The organism is Azospirillum lipoferum (assembly GCF_024170005.1).
GTDB classification, from domain to species: Bacteria; Pseudomonadota; Alphaproteobacteria; order Azospirillales; family Azospirillaceae; genus Azospirillum; species Azospirillum lipoferum.
Window position 1 is genome coordinate 1 of the sequence record NZ_JALJXJ010000002.1, and the last position, 22,392, is coordinate 22,392.

General features: G+C 66.8%; 19 protein-coding genes and 1 tRNA gene. 9 read left to right on the top strand and 11 right to left on the bottom strand.

The features are described 5' to 3' along the window. Positions 1-275: 275 nt before the first annotated feature. On the top strand, positions 276-1,490 hold the full coding sequence (locus J2848_RS03820; RefSeq protein ID WP_149230385.1) for a DUF2252 family protein: 1,215 nt from the start codon (positions 276-278) through the stop codon (positions 1,488-1,490). On the opposite strand, the gene J2848_RS03825 is transcribed toward J2848_RS03820, so the two are convergent. From J2848_RS03825 to J2848_RS03835, 3 genes are all read right to left on the bottom strand, one after another. Further along, on the bottom strand, positions 1,466-2,725 hold the full coding sequence (locus J2848_RS03825; RefSeq protein ID WP_149230384.1) for a CCA tRNA nucleotidyltransferase: 1,260 nt from the start codon (positions 2,723-2,725) through the stop codon (positions 1,466-1,468). The genes J2848_RS03820 and J2848_RS03825 overlap by 25 nt on opposite strands. 70 nt (positions 2,726-2,795) lie before the next feature. Then, complete coding sequence (locus J2848_RS03830) at positions 2,796-3,446, bottom strand: CoA pyrophosphatase (RefSeq protein ID WP_149230383.1); 651 nt, start codon at positions 3,444-3,446, stop codon at positions 2,796-2,798. A 32-nt stretch (positions 3,447-3,478) separates the two neighbouring features. Continuing rightward, positions 3,479-4,075, bottom strand: a complete 597-nt coding sequence (locus J2848_RS03835; RefSeq protein ID WP_246193725.1) for a DUF1285 domain-containing protein — start codon at positions 4,073-4,075, stop codon at positions 3,479-3,481. A 292-nt stretch (positions 4,076-4,367) separates the two neighbouring features. On the opposite strand from J2848_RS03835, the gene J2848_RS03840 reads away from it, so the two are divergent. From J2848_RS03840 to J2848_RS03860, 5 genes are all read left to right on the top strand, one after another. Next, positions 4,368-5,333 (top strand): AAA family ATPase, encoded by a 966-nt coding sequence (locus J2848_RS03840; protein WP_246193738.1) that lies wholly within the window; start codon positions 4,368-4,370, stop codon positions 5,331-5,333. Between the two features lie 20 nt (positions 5,334-5,353). After that, the gene (locus J2848_RS03845) at positions 5,354-6,271 is read left to right on the top strand and encodes a DUF58 domain-containing protein (RefSeq protein ID WP_149230382.1); all 918 of its coding nucleotides are present in this window, start codon (positions 5,354-5,356) and stop codon (positions 6,269-6,271) included. A 40-nt stretch (positions 6,272-6,311) separates the two neighbouring features. Continuing rightward, positions 6,312-9,035, top strand: coding sequence for a DUF4159 domain-containing protein (locus tag J2848_RS03850; RefSeq protein WP_149230381.1), 2,724 nt, complete (start codon positions 6,312-6,314; stop codon positions 9,033-9,035). Beyond that, complete coding sequence (locus J2848_RS03855; protein WP_149230380.1) at positions 9,036-11,141, top strand: hypothetical protein; 2,106 nt, start codon at positions 9,036-9,038, stop codon at positions 11,139-11,141. It begins immediately after the preceding gene. A gap of 119 nt (positions 11,142-11,260) precedes the next feature. After that, a tRNA-Gln gene (locus J2848_RS03860) sits at positions 11,261-11,335 on the top strand. A gap of 207 nt (positions 11,336-11,542) precedes the next feature. Here J2848_RS03860 and J2848_RS03865 read toward each other — a convergent pair. Continuing rightward, on the bottom strand, positions 11,543-12,724 hold the full coding sequence (locus J2848_RS03865; RefSeq protein ID WP_149230379.1) for a hypothetical protein: 1,182 nt from the start codon (positions 12,722-12,724) through the stop codon (positions 11,543-11,545). 227 nt (positions 12,725-12,951) lie between these two features. Continuing rightward, entirely contained in the window at positions 12,952-13,812 is an 861-nt protein-coding gene (locus tag J2848_RS03870) for a helix-turn-helix transcriptional regulator (RefSeq protein ID WP_211103064.1), read from the bottom strand. 100 nt (positions 13,813-13,912) lie between these two features. On the opposite strand from J2848_RS03870, the gene J2848_RS03875 reads away from it, so the two are divergent. Next, a complete protein-coding gene (locus J2848_RS03875) occupies positions 13,913-14,677 on the top strand; it encodes a class I SAM-dependent methyltransferase (protein ID WP_149230377.1) in 765 nt (254 codons plus the stop codon). On the opposite strand, the gene J2848_RS03880 is transcribed toward J2848_RS03875, so the two are convergent. After that, a complete protein-coding gene (locus tag J2848_RS03880) occupies positions 14,674-15,855 on the bottom strand; it encodes an MFS transporter (protein ID WP_149230376.1) in 1,182 nt (393 codons plus the stop codon). The genes J2848_RS03875 and J2848_RS03880 overlap by 4 nt on opposite strands. A 130-nt stretch (positions 15,856-15,985) precedes the next feature. Between J2848_RS03880 and J2848_RS03885 the strand changes: the two genes are divergently transcribed. Continuing rightward, positions 15,986-16,888, top strand: coding sequence for a LysR substrate-binding domain-containing protein (locus tag J2848_RS03885; protein WP_149230375.1), 903 nt, complete (start codon positions 15,986-15,988; stop codon positions 16,886-16,888). A 76-nt stretch (positions 16,889-16,964) separates the two neighbouring features. On the opposite strand, the gene J2848_RS03890 is transcribed toward J2848_RS03885, so the two are convergent. The 3 genes from J2848_RS03890 to J2848_RS03900 all read right to left on the bottom strand — a co-directional run bounded on the left by J2848_RS03890 (position 16,965) and on the right by J2848_RS03900 (position 19,205). Beyond that, on the bottom strand, positions 16,965-17,459 hold the full coding sequence (locus J2848_RS03890; protein WP_149230374.1) for a single-stranded DNA-binding protein: 495 nt from the start codon (positions 17,457-17,459) through the stop codon (positions 16,965-16,967). A gap of 320 nt (positions 17,460-17,779) precedes the next feature. After that, positions 17,780-18,208, bottom strand: coding sequence for a response regulator (locus tag J2848_RS03895; RefSeq protein ID WP_149230373.1), 429 nt, complete (start codon positions 18,206-18,208; stop codon positions 17,780-17,782). Between the two features lie 205 nt (positions 18,209-18,413). Then, positions 18,414-19,205, bottom strand: coding sequence for a hypothetical protein (locus J2848_RS03900; protein WP_149230372.1), 792 nt, complete (start codon positions 19,203-19,205; stop codon positions 18,414-18,416). 344 nt (positions 19,206-19,549) lie between these two features. Here J2848_RS03900 and J2848_RS03905 point away from each other — a divergent pair, with 344 nt between their 5' ends. Next, the gene (locus J2848_RS03905) at positions 19,550-21,124 is read left to right on the top strand and encodes a hypothetical protein (protein WP_149230371.1); all 1,575 of its coding nucleotides are present in this window, start codon (positions 19,550-19,552) and stop codon (positions 21,122-21,124) included. A 74-nt stretch (positions 21,125-21,198) separates the two neighbouring features. Here J2848_RS03905 and J2848_RS03910 read toward each other — a convergent pair whose 3' ends face one another. Continuing rightward, on the bottom strand, positions 21,199-21,753 hold the full coding sequence (locus J2848_RS03910) for a hypothetical protein (RefSeq protein ID WP_149230370.1): 555 nt from the start codon (positions 21,751-21,753) through the stop codon (positions 21,199-21,201). Continuing rightward, positions 21,750-22,361, bottom strand: a complete 612-nt coding sequence (locus tag J2848_RS03915) for a hypothetical protein (RefSeq protein WP_149230369.1) — start codon at positions 22,359-22,361, stop codon at positions 21,750-21,752. The genes J2848_RS03910 and J2848_RS03915 overlap by 4 nt, the downstream gene beginning before the upstream one ends. Between the last annotated feature and the right edge of the window lie 31 nt (positions 22,362-22,392).

The window sequence follows — 22,392 nt, forward strand, 5'->3', positions numbered from 1 at the left end:
GAGGTGCGGTGGAAGGGGGTGGTGCTGTCGTATCGGGCCTTCGACAAGGACCAGCGGGTCACCCAGGCCGACGTCGTGGAGAACAAGCGGCTGAGCGCGGTGCTGGCTGAGGTGAAGGAAATGCAGGAGAGCCGGTAGCAACATTGTCTGTCCGCCCTCACCGAGCGCATCCCTTAAGCATGCATGGCTGGGTCTTTGTGGGGGTGGCCGGTTGCGGCATGGCGGACGGTCGATATGTTGCCCATTTCCGGCGTCGCACCTTCTGACCCGGATGGATGATGTCGTCGAAGAACCAGCCCACCCCGCCCGATCAGCGTCAGGCCGTCCTGTCCCAGCGCCGCAATCTCAAGATGGCCGAATCCGCCCACGCCTATGTGCGTGGCAGCACGGTGAAGTTCTATGAATGGCTGGAGCAATCCGGCGGCAAGGTGCCGGACGGTCCGCCGGTCTGGATCTGCGGCGACTGCCATGTCGGCAATCTGGGGCCGGTCGCCAACGCCAAGGGCCGCATCGACATCCAAATCCGCGACGTCGACCAGACGGTGATCGGGAATCCCGCCCATGACCTGATCCGCCTTGGATTGTCGCTCGCCACCGCGGCGCGCGGCTCCGACCTGCCCGGCGTCACCACGGCGCTGATGCTGGAGCAGATGATCGAGGGTTACATGATGACGCTCGACGGCGATCTTGGTGGCGATGCGGTGCGCAGGAAGCCGTCGGTTGTCCGTGTCGGCATACGCCAAGCCGTCGGCCGCACCTGGAAGCATCTGGCCAGAGACCGCATCAAGGACATCCGCCCCACCATTCCGCTCGGCAAACGCTTCTGGCCGCTGACCACCGAGGAACGCACGGCAGTGGAGGAACTGTTCGCCAAGGATCAGGTGCGCCGTCTGGTGACCACCCTGCACTCCCGCGACGACAAAGACCGGATCGAGCTTCTGGACGCCGCCTATTGGGTCAAGGGCTGCAGTTCACTGGGCCGGCTGCGGGTGGCGGTGCTGCTCGGCGTGGGTGAGGGCCATTACGACGAAGGCGGTCTCAGCCTGATCGACATCAAGGAAGCGGTACAGGCCGCGGCGCCGCGCGCCAAAAAGAACGGCATGCCGCGCGACAATGCCGAGCGGGTCGTGACCGGCGCTCAGCATCTCTCGCCCTATCTCGGCGACCGCATGCGCCCTGCCCGCTTGCTCGACCGCGCCGTCTTCCTGCGCGAGCTGCTTCCGCAGGACATCAAGCTCGATTTCGACCATCTGACGCAGGAGGAAGCGACCCGCGCCGCTTTCTTCCTGGCCGCCGTGGTCGGCAAGGCGCATGCACGCCAGATGGATGAGGAGACGCGCAAATCATGGCGCGGTGAGCTGGCGCGCAACCGCACCAAGAGCCTGGATGCCCCGTCCTGGCTGTGGTCCAGCATCGTCGATCTGATCGTCGGTCACGAAGCGGCCTATCTGGAGCATTGCCGCCGCTATGCGGAACGGCCGGGCGGCTGATCGAGAAGGCCGCGCGCCATCTCCAGGCAGGCGTCGCGGCTGGGCTGAAAATCCGCGGCGATCCACCAAGCCTCAATCCGCTTCAGCAGTTCGCCGACCGCCGGGCCGCGCGGAACGCCAAGCTCCAGCAGGTCGCGGCCGGCGATGGGCAGCTTCAATCCCGGCAGATCATCGGCCACCGTCATCACCCTGCGCAGTACCGTCAGGTCCAACGGTCCGTCGTGGATGGCGGCAGCGATCAGCAGCAGGTCGCCGAACAGCTCGGCCTCTCCAAGGCGGTAGAGCGCCTGACGCAGGGCCTTGCGGTCGTCGGAGGGTGCCACTGCCACCGGCGGTTCGACCAGCGCCAGCAGCCGGTCCCGTTCGTGATTGGACAGGCGCAGAGCTTCGACGGCCCGCAGTGCGCCCGGCCGGTCGCCGTCCAGCACCGCCGCCAGCCGGCGTGTCGGATCGGGCGTCACCCCCAGATCGCGTTCCACCGCGATCAACCGCTCCAGCCGGTCGGTATCCATGGCTTCCGGCAAAAGATGGACCATGATCCCCTGCCCCATCATCAGCCGCCAGACCGAAGCGGCACAGGGCGCGGTCAGCAGGCGGAACAGCTCGCCCCTTACACGCTCGCCCGATAAAGTCGGCAGACGCGGCGCCAGTTCGCGGCAGGCGGCGAGTGCCTCGGCATCCGGCTCACCCCGACCGTAATGGGCGTAGAAGCGGAAGAAGCGCAGCAGGCGCAGCACGTCTTCTTCGATCCGACGGCGGGCTTCGCCGACGAAGCGGACACGTCCGGCGGCTAGATCCGCGAGACCGCCGAACGGGTCGAACATCGCGCCATCCGGCGTGCAGCTCAGCGCGTTCATGGTCAGGTCACGGCGCGCGGCGTCCTCGATCCAGTCGTCGGTGAATTCGACGCGGGCATGACGGCCGAAATTCTCCACATCGCGCCGCAGCGTGGTGATCTCATAGGGCTTGCCGCCGCACAGCGCGGTGACGGTGCCATGGGCGATGCCGGTCGGGATGACACGGATTCCGGCGGCCTCCAGCAGTTCAATCACCCGCTCCGGCGGCGCATGGGTGGCGATGTCGATGTCCTTGACTGGCCGGCCGAGCCACGCATCGCGCACGCAGCCGCCGACGAATCGCGCGTCGGCGCCGCCCGACGCCAGGGCATCGAACACTGCCAGGCTTTCGGGCGCGGTCATCCAGGGCTGGGGAGACAGGCGTGCGGCAACGGTCATGGCGCGCGACGCTATCCGATTCCCGTTCCCCATGCCACCGCCGTCAAATTTGGGCGCCAATTTGGGGCCGTCAGTCCGCCCCCTCCCCCGTCTCACGAGCGGCGGCACCCAGTACGTCACGCAGGTTCACCAGCATGCCGGCGGTTGCCCCCCAGATGTAGCGCTGCTGATAGGGGAAGGCGTAGAACCAGCGCGGCTTGCCAAGGAATTCCCGGCTGTGGCGTTGCGGGTTCGATGGGTCAAGGATGAAGGACAGCGGCACCTCGAACACTTCCGCCACCTCGGTCGGGTCGGGCGTCAGGATGAAAGGCGGCGTCACCACCCCCACCACCGGAGTCACCCGGAAGCCAGTGCGCGTGACATAGGTGTCCAGCCGGCCGACGATCTCGATCCGGCTGCGCTCCAGCCCGATCTCCTCCGCGGTTTCACGCAGCGCCGTTTCCTCCGGGCTGCCGTCCTCCGGCTCCCTCCGGCCGCCGGGAAAGCTGATTTGACCCGCATGGGCGCTCAGCGTCGCGGTGCGCTGGGTGAAGATGACGGTCAACTCCTCCGGCCGGTCGACCAGCGGGACCAATACCGCCGCCTCGCGTAGGGTCGACGGGGGCCCCATCTCCGGATTCAGGTCGTGGTCGCCCCGGATCTTGGCCAGGTGCTTCGGCGCCGTCCTGTTGGACTGGACCGCACTCTCCACCGCCGCATCAAACGTCTCATCGGGGCTCATCGCCGGGAAGCGCCGACGGACCTCCTCCAGACTCAGTCGCCAGACAGCCTGCCCAGCGCGAAGAAGACCTTGTTGCTCCATAGACCCACCTCGGACTCGCCGGTTTCGGTGCGGCGCGTCTCGCTGCGCTCGACCATGTCATAGAACACGGACCGCAGGATCAGCGCCTCCAGCCGGCTTCTGATTTCGATGTAGGGTGCCGGCTCCCCGGTTTCAGGGTTCACGGCGACGCGGATCGGGTGTTCGGGGCCGGCCTCCACCCAATGATCGAGGTTGGTGCGGAAGGACAGGACCTGTCCGGTCCCGCTGCCTGCCACCGCCATCTCCACCGCGACGAAAGGGGCGTCCTCCACCACGATCCGGCCGCGCTCGACCGGCGTGACCAGCCAGTAATCGCCGTCGTCGTCGCGCTTCAGGACGGTGGAGAACAGCTTCGCCAGCTCGATCCGGCGGATGGGATCGCCATTGTGGAACCAGGTGCCGTCGCGCGCAATGCGGATGTCGTACTGCTCCAGCGTCGGCGTCCGTCCCAGCGCTGACGGCAGGTCAGACGGTCGGTCCTGCGGCGCCTCCGAAACGGTTTGCCCATCTGAGCGCTTGTCATTCGCCATCGCGTTACCGACTTTCATGGAATTGGGAACCGTTTTGTCCCCGGACATGCGCATTTTCGCCACACTCGGCCGCTAGGTCCACACCAATGGTCCGGCGGCACCACCCGTCCGGCGGCACATCCGGCGGCGGGATTCGGAAAATGGGTGTCGACAAGGCGCCGGAACAGGGCCAACCATGCGGATCCCGTGTTTCGCGTCGCGGAATCCTGCGACCATGACACCGATAGGCCCACCATCGGGGAGCAGCAGCTTGAGCGCACAGGACATCCTGAGGGGGCAGCCTCCCGTGCCGGAGGACCCGCAACGGCTGATGGAGGAGATCGAGGCGCTGGGCGACCGCCTGGCCTCGGTCCGCGACCGCATCGGCCGCGTCATCTTCGGCCAGCAGGAGGTGATCGACCGCACGCTGGTCACGCTTCTGGCCGGCGGCCATGTCCTGCTGATCGGCGTTCCCGGCCTTGCCAAGACGCGGCTGGTGGAAACGCTGGGCACCGTTCTGGGCCTCGCCGAGAAGCGAATCCAGTGCACGCCGGACCTGATGCCCGCCGACATCCTGGGTTCGGAAGTGCTGGAGGAAGGCGACAACGGCCGCCGGTCCTTCCGCTTCCTGCCCGGCCCGGTGTTCAGCCAGTTGCTGATGGCCGACGAGATCAACCGCGCCAGCCCGCGTACACAGTCCGCCCTGCTCCAGGCGATGCAGGAGCACCGGGTTTCGGTCGCCGGCCAGTATCATCCACTGCCCCAGCCCTTCCATGTTCTGGCCACCCAGAACCCGCTGGAGCAGGAAGGCACCTATCCGCTGCCGGAAGCCCAGCTCGACCGCTTCCTGATGCAGATCGACGTCGATTATCCGGACCGCGAGGCCGAACGGCGGATGATGATCGCCACCACCGGCGCTACCGACGAGCGTGCGGTGACGGTGCTGTCGGCCGCCGATCTGCAGACGGCACAACGTCTCGTCCGCCGCGTCCCGGTCGGCGAAGGGGTGGTGGACGGCATCCTCGACCTCGTCCGCCGCGGTCGGCCGGAGATGTCGGAGCTGATGGAGGTTCGCCAGCATGTCGCCTGGGGGCCTGGCCCGCGCGCCAGCCAGGCGCTGATGCTGGCCGCCCGCGCCCGTGCGGTGCTGGATGGCCGGCTTTCGCCGTCGCTGGACGATGTCGTGGCGCTCGCCAAGCCGATCCTGAAGCATCGCATGGCGCTGAACTTCGCCGCGCGCGCCGACGGGGTGACGCTGGACGACGTCATCGACCGTCTCTGCGCGCCCCTGACCTGACCACCCGCAGCGGAGCCGCAATGCCGCGAAGCACAACCTCCCCGCAGACGAGTCAGCTGTCGAACACCCTGCTGGCGCGGCATCGCGCGGAGGAGTTGGCATCCGCCCTGCCGCCGCTTCTGGTCGCGGCGGAGCGGGTGGCGGCGACCGTCGCCCAGGGCGTCCATGGTCGGCGCCGTGTCGGGCTGGGCGAGACCTTCTGGCAATTCCGTCGCTACCAGCCGGGCGACGCGCCGTCGATGATCGACTGGCGCCAGTCGGCGAAGACCCAGCCGGTCTATGTCCGCGAGAATGAATGGGAGGCGGCGCAGAGCGTCTGGTTGTGGCGCGACCGCTCCGCCTCCATGGATTTCCGCTCCGCCGCCGGGCTGCCGACCAAGCGGGAGCGCGCCGACCTGCTGACGCTCGCCACCGCCGTTCTGCTGGCGCGTGGCGGCGAGCGGGTGGCGCTGCTGAACAGCGGCGTGCGCCCCGACCATGGCAAGACTGCCATCGACCGCATCGCCCGGCTGATGACCGACCCGCGCGCCGCTGCCGCACCCGACCCGCTGCCGCGGGTGGAGCCCCTGCCCCGCCATGCCCAAACGGTTCTCTTCGGCGACCTGCTGTCCCCCCTGTCGGAGATACACACCACCGTCGCCGGTCTGACCGGCCGCGGCCTGCGCGGCCATCTGGTCCAGATCCTCGATCCGGCGGAAGAGACTCTGCCCTATGACGGCCGCGTCGATTTCCGCGGGATGGAGGGAGAGCAGAATCTGCTGGTCCCGCGCGTTGAGGCCGTCCGCGAAGCCTACCGCGAGCGCCTGAAGGCGCAGCAGGACGGACTTGCGGCACTGGCCCGCACCGCCGGCTGGAGCTTCGCCGTCCACCGCACCGACCGTTCCCCGCAATCCGCGCTGCTCACCCTGTGGGGTGCGATGGCGATGGAGGCGGTGTGACGAGGCCCGACTATTTCCTCCTCCTCGTGAAGACGCGCCAATGCTGGGTCTAGGACCGATCGCCTTCGCCGCCCCTTGGGTCTTGACCGCACTGGCAGCCCTGCCGGTCCTGTGGTGGCTGCTGCGTGTCACGCCGCCGGCGCCGCGCGCGATCCAGTTCCCCGCCATCCGCCTGCTGCGCGACCTGACGGCGCGGGAGGAAACGCCGGCCCGTACGCCCTGGTGGCTGCTGCTTCTGCGGCTGATCGTGGCGGCGCTGATCATCCTGGCATTGGCCGGGCCCCTGCTGAACCCACGCGCTGCCCTGCCCGGCGGCGGGCCGCTGTTGCTGGTGGTCGACAATGGCTGGGCCGCCGGGCGCGACTGGCCGACCCGCAAGCGCACGATGGACGAACTGATCGCCCAGGCCGACCGCCAGCAACGCCCGGTAATCCTGTTGCCCACAGCTTCGGCCGCGGACGGCCAACCCATCCATGCCAGTGCCGTCCTGCCGGCGCCGGAAGCCCGCCGTCTGGCCCAGGCGATGGTTCCCCTTCCCTGGCCGACCGACCGCGCGGCGGCGCTGGAAGCCTTGAAGGCGGTGGCGGTGCAGGCCAACGGTCGCGGCTCCATCCACGCGGTTTGGTTGAGTGATGGGGTCGGCGACAAACAGGCCGTCGCCCTCGCCGCCGGTCTTCAACGGCTGGGTTCCGCCGACGTTCTCGATGACTCAGCCGAGCATCCGCCCCACCTGCTCCTACCACCCGCCAGCGAGGGCACGGCGCTGACCGCCCGTGTCGTCCGCGCCGACCCGTCCAAGCCGGAGCCGGTGACCGTCCGCCTCGCCGCCGCCGACGGCCGGCTGCTGACCCGCCAGACCGTCACCTTCGAGCCGGGCCAGAAGGTGCGGGAGGTGCGGCTGGATGTGCCGACCGAACTGCGCAACGACGCAGCCAGCCTGCGGGTGGAGGGCGACACCACCGCCGGCGCCACCGTCCTGCTGGATGAACGCTGGCGGCGCCGCCCGGTCGGCCTTGCCTCCGGTAGGTCGGAGGGGGAAAGCCAGCCACTGCTGTCGGACCTCTATTACCTCGAACGCGCGCTGTCGCCCTACAATGAAGTGCGGCGCGGCGAGACGCTGGACCTGCTGAAACGCGATCTGGCCGTGCTGATCCTGTCCGACATCGGCGCTCTGACCGGCACCGAGGTTCAGGACATCGAGGATTGGGTGAAGAAGGGCGGCGTGCTGGTCCGCTTCGCCGGCCCGCGCCTGGCCCAGCATGCCGACACGCTGGTGCCGGTGCGGCTGCGCATCGGCGATCGTGCGTTGGGCGGCGCCCTGTCCTGGTCGGAGCCGGCGCGGCTCCAGCCCTTCCCGCCCAAATCGCCCTTCGAAGGGCTGACCATCCCGCCCGACGTGCAGGTGAACCGGCAGGTGCTTGCCGAACCGGCCCTGGATCTGGCCGACCGTACCTGGGCGAGGCTGGCCGACGGCACGCCGCTGGTCACCTCTCAGAAGCGCGGCGACGGCTGGATCGTGCTGGTCCATACCACTGCCAGCCCGGACTGGTCGAACCTGCCGCTGTCCGGCCTGTTCGTCGACATGCTGCGCCGGCTGGTGGCGCTCAGCGGCGGCGTGACGGGAACGGCGGCGACCGCCTCGCTGGACCCGGTCGAGGTGCTGGACGGCACCGGCCGGCTGGTTCCGCCGCCGCCGACCGCCTTCCCGATTCCAGGCAATGCCGGCGCCGACGTGATCGGGCCGCGCCACCCGCCGGGCTTCTACGGCACCGACGATGCGCGCCGCGCGCTGAACCTGTCCGCTGCCGTCACCACCATCGACCCGCTGCCGGCGATGCCGACGGGTGTGGGTCGAGACGGCTATGGCGGCCGCGGCGAGGTTCCGCTGAAGCCGTCGCTGCTGGCGGCGGCCCTGGCGCTGTTGTCCATCGACCTGCTGATCGCGCTTGCCCTGCGCGGCCTGCTGCGCCCGCCGAACCTGCGGCGTGGTACCGGGGGGGCGGCGGCCGGCCTGCTGCTCGCGCTGGCTCTATCCTCCGCACCTCAGCCGGCCCGTGCGCTCGATCAGGACAAGGCGGTCAAGGTGACGGCGGAGACCTACCTCGCCTATGTCCAGACCGGCGACAGCAGCGTCGACGACACCGCCCGCGCCGGGCTGGAGGGGCTGGTCAGCGTGCTCGGCCTGCGCACGGCGGTGGAGGCCGCCGGGGCGGTCGGTGTCGATCCCGAACAGGACGAGCTGGCTTTCTACCCCCTGCTCTACTGGCCGGTGTCCGACCGCCAGAAGGCGCTGTCCGATCAGGCGCGCCAGCGGGTGAACGAGTACATGCGCAACGGCGGCACCATCCTGTTCGATACCCGCGATCAGGCGCCGGGCGGCGGCCCGGCCGTGCTGCAACGGCTGGTGCAGGGGCTGGACATCCCGCCGCTCGCTCCGGTCCCGCAGGACCATGTGCTGCGCAAATCCTTCTACCTGCTGACCGATTTCCCCGGCCGCTATGCCGGCGGGCAGCTGTGGATCGAAGCGCGGGAGGGGCCGGCCAATGACGGCGTGTCCTCCGTCGTCATCGGCGGCAATGACTGGGCGTCCGCCTGGGCGGTCGGCCGCAACGGCCAGCCGATGTTCGCGGTGATCCCCGGCGGCGAGCGCCAGCGCGAGATCGCCTATCGCTTCGGCGTCAACCTCGTGATGTACGCCCTGACCGGCAACTACAAAGCCGATCAAGTCCATGTGCCCGCCATCCTGGAAAGGCTCGGCCAGTAAATGCCCGTCGATCTGCTCTCCGGACTGTCCGTGGCGTTGTCGCCCTTGCTGCCCTGGCCGGTGCTGGGCGCCCTGGTCGGGTTCGCCCTGCTGGTGGTGCTGGTTGCGGCTGTGCGCCGGGCGCGCGGCACATGGCTGCGCCTGCTGGCGGTGGCGGTGCTGGCGCTGGCGCTGATCAACCCCTCGCTGGTTCAGGAAAAGCGCGATCCGATCAAGGACGTCGCCGTCGTAGTGATCGACGATTCGCCGAGCCAAGCCATCGGCGACCGCCGCGCCCGCACCGAACGGGCGGCGCAACAGTTGACCGAACGGTTGAAGCGCTTCGACGACCTTGAAGTCCGCGTCGTTCGCAGCGCCGAGGGCGGCGAGACCGGCGGTACCATCAATGAAACCCACCTGTTCGACGCGCTGAACCGTGCGATGGCCGACGTGCCGCGCCGCCGCATGGCCGGGGCCGTCTTCATCACCGACGGTCAGGTGCATGACGTTCCGCAGGTACCGGGCAAGCTGGCCGACATCGGCCCGATCCACACGCTGCTGACCGGTGACCGCGACGAAGGCGACCGCCGCATCGCCATCGTGCAGGCGCCCAACTACGGCCTCGTCGGCAAGCCGGTCGAGTTGACCATCCGCGTCGACGACATGCCCGGCCGCCAGTCCGCCGACGCCGCGGTGACTCTGCGCCAGGATGGCGGCACCCCCGGCACCATCCGCGTGCCGGTCGGCCGCGATGTGCGCGTCGACCTGCCGATCACCCATGGCGGCCAGAACGTCCTTGAGCTGGAGGTGGAGCCGGCGAAGCAGGAACTGACTCTCGCCAACAACCGGGCGGCGGTGGTGGTCAACGGCGTGCGTGACCGGCTGCGCGTTCTGCTGGTCTCCGGCGAACCCCATGCCGGCGAGCGCACCTGGCGCAACCTGCTGAAGGCCGATCCGGCGGTGGATCTGGTCCATTTCACCATTCTGCGCCCGCCGGAAAAGCAGGACGGTACGCCGATCCGCGAGCTGTCGCTGATCGCCTTCCCGATCCGCGAGCTGTTCGAGGTGAAGCTGGACGAGTTCGACCTGATCATCTTCGACCGTTATCGCCGCCGTGGCGTGCTGCCGCAGATGTATCTGGAGAACATCGCCGACTATGTCCGCAAGGGCGGCGCCCTGCTGGAGACCTCTGGCCAGGGCTATGCCGGGCCGCTGTCGCTGTACCGCACGCCGCTGGGATCGATCCTGCCGGCGGCGCCCAGCGGCCAGACGGTGGACAGCCCGTTCCTGCCGACCGTCACCGATGTCGGTCGACGGCATCCTGTGACCGCCGGACTGCCCGGCGACCGGCTGGACGCGGCGCCGAGTTGGGGCCGCTGGTTCCATCAGGTGGATGTGACGCCCAACAGCGGTACCGTGGTGATGCAGGGTGCCGGAAACCGGCCGCTTCTGGTGCTGGACCGTGTCGGCAAGGGGCGGGTGGCGCAGCTTGCCTCCGACCAGATCTGGCTGTGGAGCCGCGGCTTCGAAGGCGGTGGTCCGCAGGCGGAACTGCTGCGCCGCCTCGCCCACTGGCTGATGAAGGAGCCGGAACTGGAGGAGAACGACCTGCGTGCCCATGTGGACGGCAACCGCATCACGGTGGAGCGCCGTTCCCTCACGCCGGATCCGCGCTCCGTCACCATCACCGATCCGTCCGACCAGACCAGCACGCTCCAACTGACCGACGACCGCACCGGCCACGCCGTTGCCACCGTGACCGCCGCGGCACCCGGCATCTACCGCATTTCCGACGGGGAGCGGACGACGCTGGCGGTGGTCGGGGCGGTGAATACGCCGGAACTGGCCGACGTGCGGTCCACCGGCGACCGTATGAAGCCGGTGGCGGAAGCGACCGGCGGCGGCATCCATTGGATTACCGACACCGATAATGGCGCTAATCCCGGTATCGACGTGCGCCGCACCCAGCCCGACCGAAGCCAGACCGGCGCCGGCTGGATCGGCCTGCGCGCTAACGGCGATTATACGGTAACCGGGGTGACCGACGTGCCGCTGCTGCCGGTGGGTGCGGTACTGGCTCTGGTGCTGGGTGGACTGTTGATGGCATGGCGCAGGGAGGGGCGCTGAGCGCCCTTTCCGCCCCTTGTCAGGCCGCGATAATTTTCTGAAAACAGCCTGTTGCGTTCAGCGGGGCTTCCGATTATGGTGCCGCTCCTTCCGGCGATACGAGAGATCGCCGCGCCGGTTGGGGCGTCGCCAAGCGGTAAGGCAGCGGTTTTTGGTACCGCCATTCCCAGGTTCGAATCCTGGCGCCCCAGCCAACTTTTATAATGTTCGCTTCAGAAAACCCTCGGCCCGCCCTTCGGCGGGCTTTCGCGTTTTAGGCAGCCGCATCTTGCCGACTCCTTCAAGTGTAGCGCCGGCCATGCGGTATGGACCGCCATGCATTCTGTGCCGGAGCATTGAGACCGGAAGGCAGATGGCTCGGGAACGCTTGCCTTGCCGGCTTCCCGAGCCATTCTCGTTCTTTAAAAAGCCGCGGCCAGCGCCGTGGAGGCCTGTTCGGACGCCAGAAGCTGGGCGGAACGGCCGGTGGATGTCGTCAGCGGAGCGGCAGACCGTCCCTCACGATACCCCGATGTCACATAATGCGTCGCGGCACCGAGTTCGCTGGTGCCATACATCCACCGGAGGTCCGGGTAGCGCGCAAGATAGGCGGACGCGTTGAAGGTCGTCGACCTGCCTTCCAGCCTTCCAGTGGTGGCGTAGTGCAGTGCCGCAGCGCTCCTGTTCGCTCCAAATGCCTGGATGAGATCCGGATTGGCGGCGATATAGCTCATCGCATTGAAGCTGGTGTTGCGATTTTCCAGACGTCCGGAATTGATATAGTGCTGGGTGGCGGCAACAGTGTTCGCACCGAATGCGGCGGCCAGATCCGGATTTGCTGCAAGGTAGCTCGCAGCATCGAAGGTCGTCGACCGGCGTTCGCGGATGCCGGTGCTGAGATAGTGGCTCAGCACCGGCGCAGTGTTCCCTCCAAACGCTGCTGCAAGGTCGGGATTGGCTGCCAGATAAGACAGCGGGTCTAACACGGCAACGCTGGAAGTGGCGACCGTCCGGTCGCTGAAACGGATGTATTCGACACCGATCAACTGGTCGTAACCATTCGAATCGTAGACATAGACGGACCCGCCATAGCTGAAGGCGGTACTCGAATCCGTGCTCCCACTGCGTTGGACGGTGTCGTCGCCAGCCCCACCGTCGATCAAGTTGATTCCGGTCCCGCCGTCCAGCAGATCCGATCCACCACCCCCTAAAATCGTATCGTTCCCCGCATACCCTCGCATCGTATCGTTGAACTCCGATCCGAATATCGCATCCGAACCGGACAGGATCGAGGAACGTGCAGTGCTGTTCTCGCCGCTGGACAACCACCCGAGGAAGGTGGTCGCGGGAACCGACAGGTTGTCGACGGTGTAGCTCAGCCTGCCGTTCGAAAGCGAACGTATGGCGGAGATCGTTCCGCCCACCACATTTGTACCCGTCGAATTATATGCAAAATTTCCATAGAACTCGGTGACTGTACCACCGCCATAGCTCGCCGAAATGAAGGTGCTGTTTGCACCTGTGATCTGCGCAAACAGAAGATCGGCGATATAGATATTGTCGGTGTTAACCCCAGTTGCACCACCCGCAATAAAGCGCGCCATAGGCCTTCCCCTGATTTTTCGTTGCGTTCGTTTCCAGCTTGATGTTTGTTATTCGTATGACGTTTGTAAGGCTTCTCAAGCTGGACGAAAACTCTCTTAAAGTAACACAACCTCAGGGTTTAGGAAACACCCGATTGCATTTATATGCAATGGGTTGCGACAGAAAATTGCTCACTGGCTTCCCGGAAAGCCAGTGATCCAGTATGAAGCAGAGAAGGACATTCGGATCAGCAGCCTGAGTCGTGGATCTCCGCGACCTCGCTCGCAGATGGCTCGACCAGCATGACCAGCGTAAAGGCGGATCGGTCCCCCGGACGCAGGGTCACCTGCTCCAATGTCAGCGCGCCATCAAGCGGATGATTGAAGCGGCGCAGGCCACCCTCGCGCTCCAGAACACTCTGGTCCTCCCACAACCGGGCAAACAGCGGACTGGTCTGCCGCAATCCATCGATCAGTTGCTGGAGCATCGGGTCGTCCGGGTAGCGGGCCGTTTCCGCACGAAACTCCGCCAACAACCGGCGGCCGCGATTCTCCCAATCCTGGATAAAATCGCGGGCCGACAGGTCGAGGAAGACATAGCGCAGCAGATTGGGTTCAGCGCCGGCCAGCCAGCCGGAAAAAAGCCGCTCCGCCTGGGGATTCCAGCCGACAGCGGTCCAGGACCGGTCGAGCAGATAGGCTGGTGCGGTCATCGCCGCCAATGCGGTCAGCAGCGATGGCGGCGGGCCGTCCGCCTGCCCCGCTGCCGGCATGTCCGGGTCGCGCTTTCGGGTCAGTTCGAACAGATAGGCCCGCTCAGCCGGGGTCAGATGCAGAGCGTCCGCCAGACGGGCCAGTGCCGCGGGAGAAACCGAAACGTCGCGCCCTTGTTCCAGCCACGTGTACCAGGTTGGACTGATGCCACAGAGCTGCGCCAGTTCCTCCCGCCGCAGGCCGGGCGTGCGCCGGCGGGCGGAGCCGGTCCGAACGCCGGCCTCCGCCGGAGTCAGTCGTTCGCGGTGGCGGCGGAGGAAGGAAGCAAGCAGGCGGCGACGGTCGGCCGTCGGATCGATCGGGACCTGACCGATGGAAGCGGGTATGCGGATCATGGTGGCAGTGCTTATACCAGGATAACTACCTGCCTTGTACCCGGTTACGAATGGCGCGACCTTCGCTTCATCATTCACCCAGGCACAAGGAAGCCCTTCCATGACCCAGAACCATTATGGCGTCGTCGCGGAGAATTACGGACCGCGCGCCGACGCCTATGTATCCAGCGCCGTCCATTCCGGTGGTGCCGACCTGGACCAGATCGAACGGGCTCTGCATGGCCGGTCCGCGGCTCGGGTGCTGGATCTGGGCTGCGGCGGCGGCCATGTCAGTTACCGCGCCGCTCCCCATGTGGCGGAGGTCGTGGCCGTCGACCTGACGCCGGAGATGCTGGAGGTGGTCGCCCGCACCGCGGCGGAGCGCGGCCTGACCAACATCACCACCCGGCAGGCCCCGGCCGAACGGCTGCCATTCGAGGATGGCCGGTTCGACATCGTGCTCTGCCGTTTCACTGCCCATCATTGGCGTGATTTCGAAGCCGGACTGCGGGAGGCGCGGCGGGTGCTGGCCCCGAGCGGGACGGCGGTCTTCATCGACTGCGTCGCTCCGGCCGCCGCCGTGCTGGACACCCATCTGCAGGTGGTAGAGGTGCTGCGCGACCCATCCCATGTCCGTAACTACACGGCGGCGGAGTGGATGGCGGCCATGGCGCGGGCGGGCTTCGCCGTTCGGTCTCTGACGCCGCGGCGCCTGCGCATGGAGTTTTCGGTCTGGACTGCCCGCACCCGCACACCCGATCTCCATGCCCAAGCCATCCGGTCGCTCCAGCGCAGCGCGGCGACAGAAGTCCGCGCCCATTTCGACATTGCCGAGGATGGCAGCTTCCTGCTCGACACGCTGACGCTGGAGGCTGATCCGGTTTAGCCGGCTACCGGCATGGTCCTCTCCCGCCTGTCGAGCGCACCACTCGCCAGCGTCAGGATCAGACCACCCAGCACGAACAGCCCACCGACCCATGGCGTGGCGCCGAGACCGAGCGGGGAGGACACCACCTGCCCGCCGAAGAAGGCGCCCGCCGCGATGCCGAGGTTGAAGGCGGCGATGTTCAGCGCCGACGCCACATCCACCGCGCCCGGCGCATGGCGCTGCGCCAGCTGAACGACATAGAGCTGGAGCCCAGGGACATTGGCGAAGGCCAGCGCTCCCATGCCGGCCAGCGTGACCAGCGCCGGAATCTTGGCATCCGCGGTGAAGGTGAAGACGATCAGAACCAGCGCCTGCAAGGCAAACAGCCATGCCAGCGCCCGCACCGGACGGCGGTTGGCAAGACGACCGCCGACAATGTTGCCGACCGCGATGGCGGCTCCATACAGCACCAGAACGAGGCTGACGGTGGAGTTCGAGAACCCGGTGATCGTTTCCAAGATCGGCGCCAGGAAGGTAAAGGCGACGAAGGTGCCGCCATAGCCCAGCGCCGTGATTGCGAAGGCCAGCAGAAGACGTGGCTTGGCCAGCACACCGACCTGCGTCCCCAGCCCGGCGGCCGGCGGCTGGCTGAGCCGCGCCGGTACCAGGGCTGCAACACCCAGCCCGCCGACGACTCCCAGCGCGGACACCGCCAGGAAGGTGGCGCGCCAGCCGAAGGTCTGGCCAATCCAGGTCCCCAGCGGCACGCCGGTGACGATGGCGATGGTCAGGCCTGAGAACATCATGGCGATGGCGGAGGCGCGCTTGTCCTCCGGCACCAGATCGGCGGCGATGGTCGAGCCGACCGAGAAGAAGACACCATGGGCGAAGGCGCTCAGCACCCGTGCGACCAGCAGCGTCTCGTAATTGGGGCTGACGCCAGCCAGCAGGTTGCCGGCGACGAACACGCCCATCAAGCCCAGCAGCAGCGGTTTGCGCGGGACGCGGCCGGTCAGCGCCGTCAGCACCGGCGCGCCGAAGGTGACGCCCAATGCATAGACGCTGACCACCATGCCGGCCAGCGGCAGGCTGACATTCAGATCAGTCGCCACGGTTGGGAGCAGGCCGACGATCACGAACTCCGTCGTTCCGATCGCATAGGCGCTGATCGCCAGCGCCAGCAGTGCGAGAGGCATTTCGAATCTCTCCATATCCAGAATGACTGTGCTGGAGAGACGATGTGCGCCATAAGGTCGGGAACGGGAATGCCCACCCTATTCCCATGATTTTGTCATTCTGCGACAAGCTGAGGACGGAGAGGCCGGCATGAGCGATCCACGCGCTTGGGAAATGCGGGTTTTCCTGCGGGTTGCCACCCAGGGCAGCTTCAGTGCGGCCGGACGCGATGTCGGCATGACGCCGTCATCCACCGCGAAGCTGGTCGGGCGGCTGGAAGAGCGGCTCGGCGTGCGGCTGGTCGAACGCTCCACCCGGAAGCTGCGCCTGACCGCGGAGGGAGAACTCTACCGTGAACGGGCCGTGACCCTGCTGGGGGAGTTGGACGCGCTGGATGCGGAGATCGCCGGCGGGGCCCGTGCGCCGACCGGCCTGATCCGCGTCAATGCTTCCGTTCCCTTCGGCCAGCATTGCCTGCTGCCCCTGCTGCCCGATTTCCTGCGCGAGCATCCTGGCATCACGATGGACGTGACGATGACCGACGAGGTGGTGGACCTCTATGCCGCCCGCGTCGATGTCGCGTTCCGTGCCGGGCCATTGAGCGATTCGGCCCTGCTGGCGCAGCGGCTGGGCGTCGTCCGACGGCGGATCGTCGCCTCCCCCGCTTATCTGGAGCGCAAGGGCGTGCCGATGACCGCCGCCGATCTGGAGGCGCATGACTGCCTGGGCTTCAACTTCCGCCGCGCCGCCGCGGTCTGGCCGTTGAAGTCCGGTGGCCGGCTGGTCGACCGCGAGGTGCCGACCCGCATCCTGGCGAACAATGGCGAGACCGTGCGCCATATGGCGCTGCTGGGTCTCGGGCTGGCGCGGTTGGCGGAATACCATGTCCGCGATGACCTGTGCGCAGGACGGCTGGTGGCGGTGCTGGACGACACGCTGGTCGATACCGAGGAAATCCATGCCGTCTATACCGGGCGCGATCGGGCACCACGCCGGGTCCGCGCCTTCCTGGACCATATGGCCCCGCGCATGCGTGCGATGCTGGCCGGCTGACTGCAGTTCTCCGAAAAAGAAAACGGCCGGATGACAGGCATCCGGCCGATGGAACTCACCGCTGCGGTGGCTTGCCTCAGAACGGGATCTCGTCGTCGAGATCCTCGTGACGGGGCGGAGCGCCGCCGCCACCACGGTTGCTACCCGACGATCCGCCGCCGTAGTTGCCGCCGCTGCCACCGCCATAGCTGCCACCGCTGCCGCCGCCACGCGATTCGTAGCCGCCCCCACCGCCGCCATAGCTTCCGCCGCCGCCCTCTTCACGGGCGCCGCCGGTGAAGTCGATTTCGGCCACGCGGACCGACAGACCGGCGCCGCGGGTGCCGTCGCGCTTCTCATACTCGCGCAGGGTCACCTCGCCCGAAACGACGACGCTCTTGCCCTTGGTCAGGTGCGGAGCGAGCGACTCGGCGCGGCGGCCCCAGATCGAGCAATCGACCCACTGGGTCGTCTTGCGATCACCGAAACCGACATCGTTGGCGACGCGGAAACCCAGCACCTTCTCGCCGCTCTGGGTCGTGCGCAATTCGCCGTCCGCGCCCAGGCGTCCTGTAAACGTCCAAACATTCATCGCTTGTTGCTCCTAAGCGCGAGTGTCCCAGCATCCATGCCGACCCGTCAGGATGCCCGGCGGAGGCACCCAGATGCCGAGGGTTCCCATTCGCAGGGCCGGCTGTTCAATGGCGACCATCCCCCCGGTCCCGCGCAACGAAGCACGCTGGACCGACGCCGGTCAACCGCCGTCGGAAATGCTCTGGCGATGTCCGGAGCGGCGCACTCGCCCTGCCGCCCCGGATCAGAACACTCCATGAACAAATATAGCAGAGGAACAGGCGCGGGAAAACCGAATCCTTCGGCGTAGCTCAGGAATCAGGCCAGCCGGAATGACGATCAGCGCAGGCGCCGCGCCGCCAGATCCAGGGCGATCTTCAACTGGTAATGGGAGAACGGCTTGTGCACCACGCCGAGCGGATAGGTCTCGGTGATGCGGGCCATGGTGCCGTGGTCGCTGTTTCCGGACAGGAAAATGGAACGCAGGCCATGGTGCAGGTTCAATCGCCGCGCCGCTGCGATGCCGTCTCCGCCGCCCAGCCGCACATCGGTCAAAGCCAGATCAGGACATTCGCGAAGGGCCAAGTCAGCCGCTTCGCTTTCCGTCCGCGCGATTCCGCAGATGATGTGTCCCAGATCCGCCACCAGCACCGACAAGGCGTCGGCAATGCCGGGATCATGCTCCACCAGGATCACGCGCAACGGCTGCCCCGGCGTACGGGTACGGTTGGGCAGATGCGGCCTGACGATGGTGTCGATCCGGAACATGCGACCGACCTCGGAGGTTCCAACCTGTTGCGCAGTAAGCGGCGAATTTTGGTAAAATTATGTTTACCGATACGCCGTTTGTACTAGAACCTCCCCGAATTTGCAAGCTCAATCGTTCAGATTCTGACCTTTTGCGCCTGGGCACCGTAAGAGTCAGCGCCCAAGTCGCAGCGTAGCCGGCATCCGCCCAACTGCTTTTTCGAAGTCATCGGCCAGCCGGACCCAGCCAGTCGATTCCACCCACAGGGCGCAGGCCTCCGGTGCCGTTGGCCCGCGCGGTCGCAGCACGGGACGGCGGCGGTGCCGGCGCAGGTTCGCTGGCAAGCCAGGAGGCCTGCCCCTCACCGGCGCGAGCGGAGGCCGATGACAGTGAGGCGGGTTGCAATGGACTTGCCGCGGCAGAAGGCGCAAAGGGGAGCGGCGACGGAGGAACAGGAGGAGCCGGCGCCGCCAGTGCCGGCTGCGAAGGACGAGCCGGCGGTTCGGCCGGACGCGGCGGCTGGTACTCAAGCCGAACCGACGTGCTGGCCATATCGTGGGCGCGGTCATCGTCTCGGCTGTCGGGCTCCCCGTCCCAGTCCGATGGCGCCCAATTTGGCGAGTCCCAGCCCGGCGCAGGAGACTGTCGCAGTCGAGGCGAGTCGGCAGCCCCCAGCCAGGAGGGGCGTTCGTCATCCGACAATGGGCCGGTCTGGGTGTTCAACTGACGGGCCTGCTCGCGAATATCCAGCAGAGTGGTAACCGCCAGCTGCAACAAAGGCGCCAGCACCATCGGGTCGGCCATTTCCTCGGCGGTCAGCGCGGCGAAGCGGTCGCGCACTGTTTCCACCGCCTGCTCGACGCCGTCGCGCAGGGTGCCGGTTTCATGCGCCAGCCGTTCCAGATCCTCACGCAGGGCCGATATTTCGCACGCCTGCCGCAACTCGTGGAAACCGATGCCCGCCCCCAACGCAGGTGCGGAACGCCGGTCCCGTGATGAACCAAAATCGTGAGGCATCCTGGCCTTACCCCGGTTCCAAGCCCAGCCCGATGAAGACGCCTGACCGGTCGGAAACGGCGGCGCCCTTTTCCCATATGGAAACTATGGCAACCCGCGCGACCGGCAGGCGGTTCCAAAAGCCAACATCACCGTACCATTTGCCGGAACGTCGGCGAAGTTGCCCCGCGTCATGGATGCCCCCCGATCGGGCAACGATGTTTAGCGCCGTTGATGTCGTTTGGAAACCGTTTGCGCGTGATGGCCGCTTGTACTATTTTTTCGGCCACAGGGGAATGGATTCCTTGCGATCCAATATCCAGGCACATCCCCGCCACCATTTCATCTTACCGGAATCCCCTACGGTGTCGATCGACCGCTCGGAACTTGAACGGCTCCTTGCCGATCGCCCGGTTGGCAACCGCAGCGCCATGCAGGCGGTGCGCGAAAGCTACGCCGATATCGGGTTGATGCGCGAACGCGGCCTGTCCTGGGCCGAAATCTCCGACCTTCTGGCCAGGCTGGGCGTGACGGCCCGCGACAATCAGCCGATTTCGCCGGTCACCCTGCGTTCCGCCTTCTTCCTCGTCGGGAACGAGGGGCGCGGCGATGCTGCCGGCGACCACGCCGCCGCCGCTGCCCTTCCCGCCGAAACGCTGGCCGCCGTCCATGAAGCCGCCTTGTCCGCCGGCCTGAAGGAGGAGGTGGATGTGACGGACGAGGATGGAGCGGGCGACTCCGGCACTGAGGCAGCGGCCCAGATCCTGGTTGCTCGGGCGGAACCCCGGGCGGAGACCGCCGAAGATGCCGTCGCCCAGAAGGCCGAGGACGCTGTGGGCGACGCCGTCGCGGACGAACCGCTGATGGAAGCCCCGGTGTCCGACGACAGCGAACCGGCCTTCCCTGCCCCGAATCTGCTCGCCTCGCCGACCACTGCCGCCGAAGACCGACCGGCAGAGAATGATGCCGAGGACGACACCGAGGCGCAGGATACGCCTCCTGAACCCGCAATGACCAAGCCGGCCCCACAGCCGGCTTCGCATCAGACGTCCGCGGCGGTTGCGCGGGGCACCGGCTCTCCTGTATTCCCGCCGATGCCTCCCACGATGACCCAAGACGATTCAACAAACGCATACTGGAAAGGCGATCGCATGCTGGGCACGATCTTCGTCCTCAATGACCGCGGCGGCGTCGGCAAGACGCTGCTGTCCCATCACCTGATGGCGACCGCCATGCTGGAAGGCCTGCAACTGAAGGTCGTCGAGTACGAGGTGAACGAGCGTCTCGCCCGCCTGTTCGGCCCGGACATGGTCGAACACCGCCGCATCACCCAGGACTTCATGAACATGATGGGCTCGGGTGACGGCTTCTACGAGTTCTGGGACCTGATCGGGCCGGAACTGCAGCGCGGCGGCCGCCTGTATGACTTCGGTGGCAACATCTCGCAGTGGTTCTTCAACTGGGCCGAGGTGTCGGGCTTCGACTACTACGTCGGCGACGGCGAACGTCTGACCTTCATGGTTCCGGTGACCGTCGACCTCGCGTCGCTGTCCACCGGCATGACGACGCTGGAGCGTGTGGCGACCATCGCTCCCAAGGCCAAGCGCGTCCTGGTGGAAAACGGCTTCTCCGGCCCGTTCTCGCAGTTGGAGGATAGTCAGTACGCCCGCCGCAAGGCGGAAATGGTGGAGCGCGAAGGTTTGCAGGTCATCTCCATGTCGCCCTGCACCGCCCCGGCCTGGGCGCGCCTGACCGGCCACCGGCTGGATCAGGTGGCTACGATGACCCGTGAGGATCTGGTGAAGCTGGGCATGACCCCGCCGGTCGCCTCCCGCTCGCTGATCATCATCCACGAGTGGCTGCGCAACATGCGCCAGTCGCTGTCGCCCTACCTGCACGACGCCTTCCGCCAGACCCCGGCTACCGCCAAGGCCCGCTGAGGTCTTCAAGGCCAGTCTGTCGGGCCGTTCACGAAAGCCCTTCTTCCCCCAGCGGGAGAAGGGCTTTTTCGTGCCTATGCGGCACTACGGGCGGAATTCGCGGTGTAGAGGTCTCCCTTGACCGGAGTTACCGACCGCACCTGATAGCCGGGCCGGGCGCTGAACCGCCGATTGGCACGTTCGGCGGCCTCACGGTCCGACTCCGCCCATACCAGGTACTCGCGCCCGCGCGCCCATTCGACGGCAAGCGGGTGGGCGGCATCGATCTCACCGATCTGCTGGTTCACCACGGTGACCAGCCATTCCTTGTCGCCGGGATTGCGCCGATCGGTCAGGATCAGCATCTGCGGACGGCGCTTCGATTGCGCTTCGGTCAGGCGCTGCTGCACCTCCACCTGCTTCTTGCGCAGTTCCATCACCTCCTTGGTCATCTCCTCGATCTCGGCATGAAGGCTCTCCTCCTCCCGATGCAGGCGGTGGATGGTGGCATCCAGCTTGTCGAGGTTGTTGCGCACGCCACGGACGCGCTGGCGCGCCTGCGACACCCGCTGCTCCACGGTCATCAGGATGTTGCCGAGCCAGGCACCGATGGCGACGATGGCCAGGACGATGATGAAATTGATCATCATGTGGCGGCACCGGCCTTGGCCCGGGCAGTGGCGGGCGGCGTGGGCACGCCTTTGCCACCGGCCTTTCCGCCAGCCTTCGCATCGCCGCGCATGAACGTCTTCTGGAAGCCCAGTTTGAACGGAAAGGCCACATCGCACATCTGCTTGGCCTCGTCGAAACTGGATGCCCAGACCTCGGCCACATTGGTGCAGCGCCAAATAGGGTTGACCTGAGCCCGTTCGCCGGCGGCGCGCGCGGCGGCCGACGCCTTCTCCTGGGTTACGGTGGCAACGAACTTCATCAGGCCGGCCTGTGGGTCGCCGACCTCATGCACGAACATCGGCGGCTGATCAGCGAGGTCGCGGATCAGCTTCTCCCCCTTGCGGATGTCGCTCTCCAGGCGGTTGCGGTCGGAGGATTGGCTGTTGCGACGCTGAACCAGATGGTTGACTCGATTCTGGAGCTCCTGCGCTTCGGCATGCAGCACATAGACGCGGTTCTCGATCTGCTCCAGACCGCTGCTCTTTTCCATGATGTTCGGCAGGAAATCCTTAAGCATCATGGCGACCGGGACAGCGGCCAGCATGATGATGACGATGGCGATCAGGAACAGCGTCGTATTCGACATCCGCCCGCCCGTTCTCCTGGCTGACCCCGCC

Coding starts and splice junctions, on each gene's coding strand:
- J2848_RS03830 (WP_149230383.1), bottom strand. CDS start 3,446: ATGAGCCCCGATGAGACGTTTGATGCGGCGGTGGAGAGTGCGGTCCAG.
- J2848_RS03835 (WP_246193725.1), bottom strand. CDS start 4,075: ATGAAAGTCGGTAACGCGATGGCGAATGACAAGCGCTCAGATGGGCAA.
- J2848_RS03855 (WP_149230380.1), top strand. CDS start 9,036: ATGCCCGTCGATCTGCTCTCCGGACTGTCCGTGGCGTTGTCGCCCTTG.
- J2848_RS03825 (WP_149230384.1), bottom strand. CDS start 2,725: ATGACCGTTGCCGCACGCCTGTCTCCCCAGCCCTGGATGACCGCGCCC.
- J2848_RS03910 (WP_149230370.1), bottom strand. CDS start 21,753: ATGATGATCAATTTCATCATCGTCCTGGCCATCGTCGCCATCGGTGCC.
- J2848_RS03850 (WP_149230381.1), top strand. CDS start 6,312: ATGCTGGGTCTAGGACCGATCGCCTTCGCCGCCCCTTGGGTCTTGACC.
- J2848_RS03820 (WP_149230385.1), top strand. CDS start 276: ATGATGTCGTCGAAGAACCAGCCCACCCCGCCCGATCAGCGTCAGGCC.
- J2848_RS03840 (WP_246193738.1), top strand. CDS start 4,368: ATGGAGGAGATCGAGGCGCTGGGCGACCGCCTGGCCTCGGTCCGCGAC.
- J2848_RS03865 (WP_149230379.1), bottom strand. CDS start 12,724: ATGGCGCGCTTTATTGCGGGTGGTGCAACTGGGGTTAACACCGACAAT.
- J2848_RS03870 (WP_211103064.1), bottom strand. CDS start 13,812: ATGATCCGCATACCCGCTTCCATCGGTCAGGTCCCGATCGATCCGACG.
- J2848_RS03875 (WP_149230377.1), top strand. CDS start 13,913: ATGACCCAGAACCATTATGGCGTCGTCGCGGAGAATTACGGACCGCGC.
- J2848_RS03885 (WP_149230375.1), top strand. CDS start 15,986: ATGAGCGATCCACGCGCTTGGGAAATGCGGGTTTTCCTGCGGGTTGCC.
- J2848_RS03895 (WP_149230373.1), bottom strand. CDS start 18,208: ATGTTCCGGATCGACACCATCGTCAGGCCGCATCTGCCCAACCGTACC.
- J2848_RS03880 (WP_149230376.1), bottom strand. CDS start 15,855: ATGCCTCTCGCACTGCTGGCGCTGGCGATCAGCGCCTATGCGATCGGA.
- J2848_RS03890 (WP_149230374.1), bottom strand. CDS start 17,459: ATGAATGTTTGGACGTTTACAGGACGCCTGGGCGCGGACGGCGAATTG.
- J2848_RS03915 (WP_149230369.1), bottom strand. CDS start 22,361: ATGTCGAATACGACGCTGTTCCTGATCGCCATCGTCATCATCATGCTG.
- J2848_RS03845 (WP_149230382.1), top strand. CDS start 5,354: ATGCCGCGAAGCACAACCTCCCCGCAGACGAGTCAGCTGTCGAACACC.
- J2848_RS03900 (WP_149230372.1), bottom strand. CDS start 19,205: ATGCCTCACGATTTTGGTTCATCACGGGACCGGCGTTCCGCACCTGCG.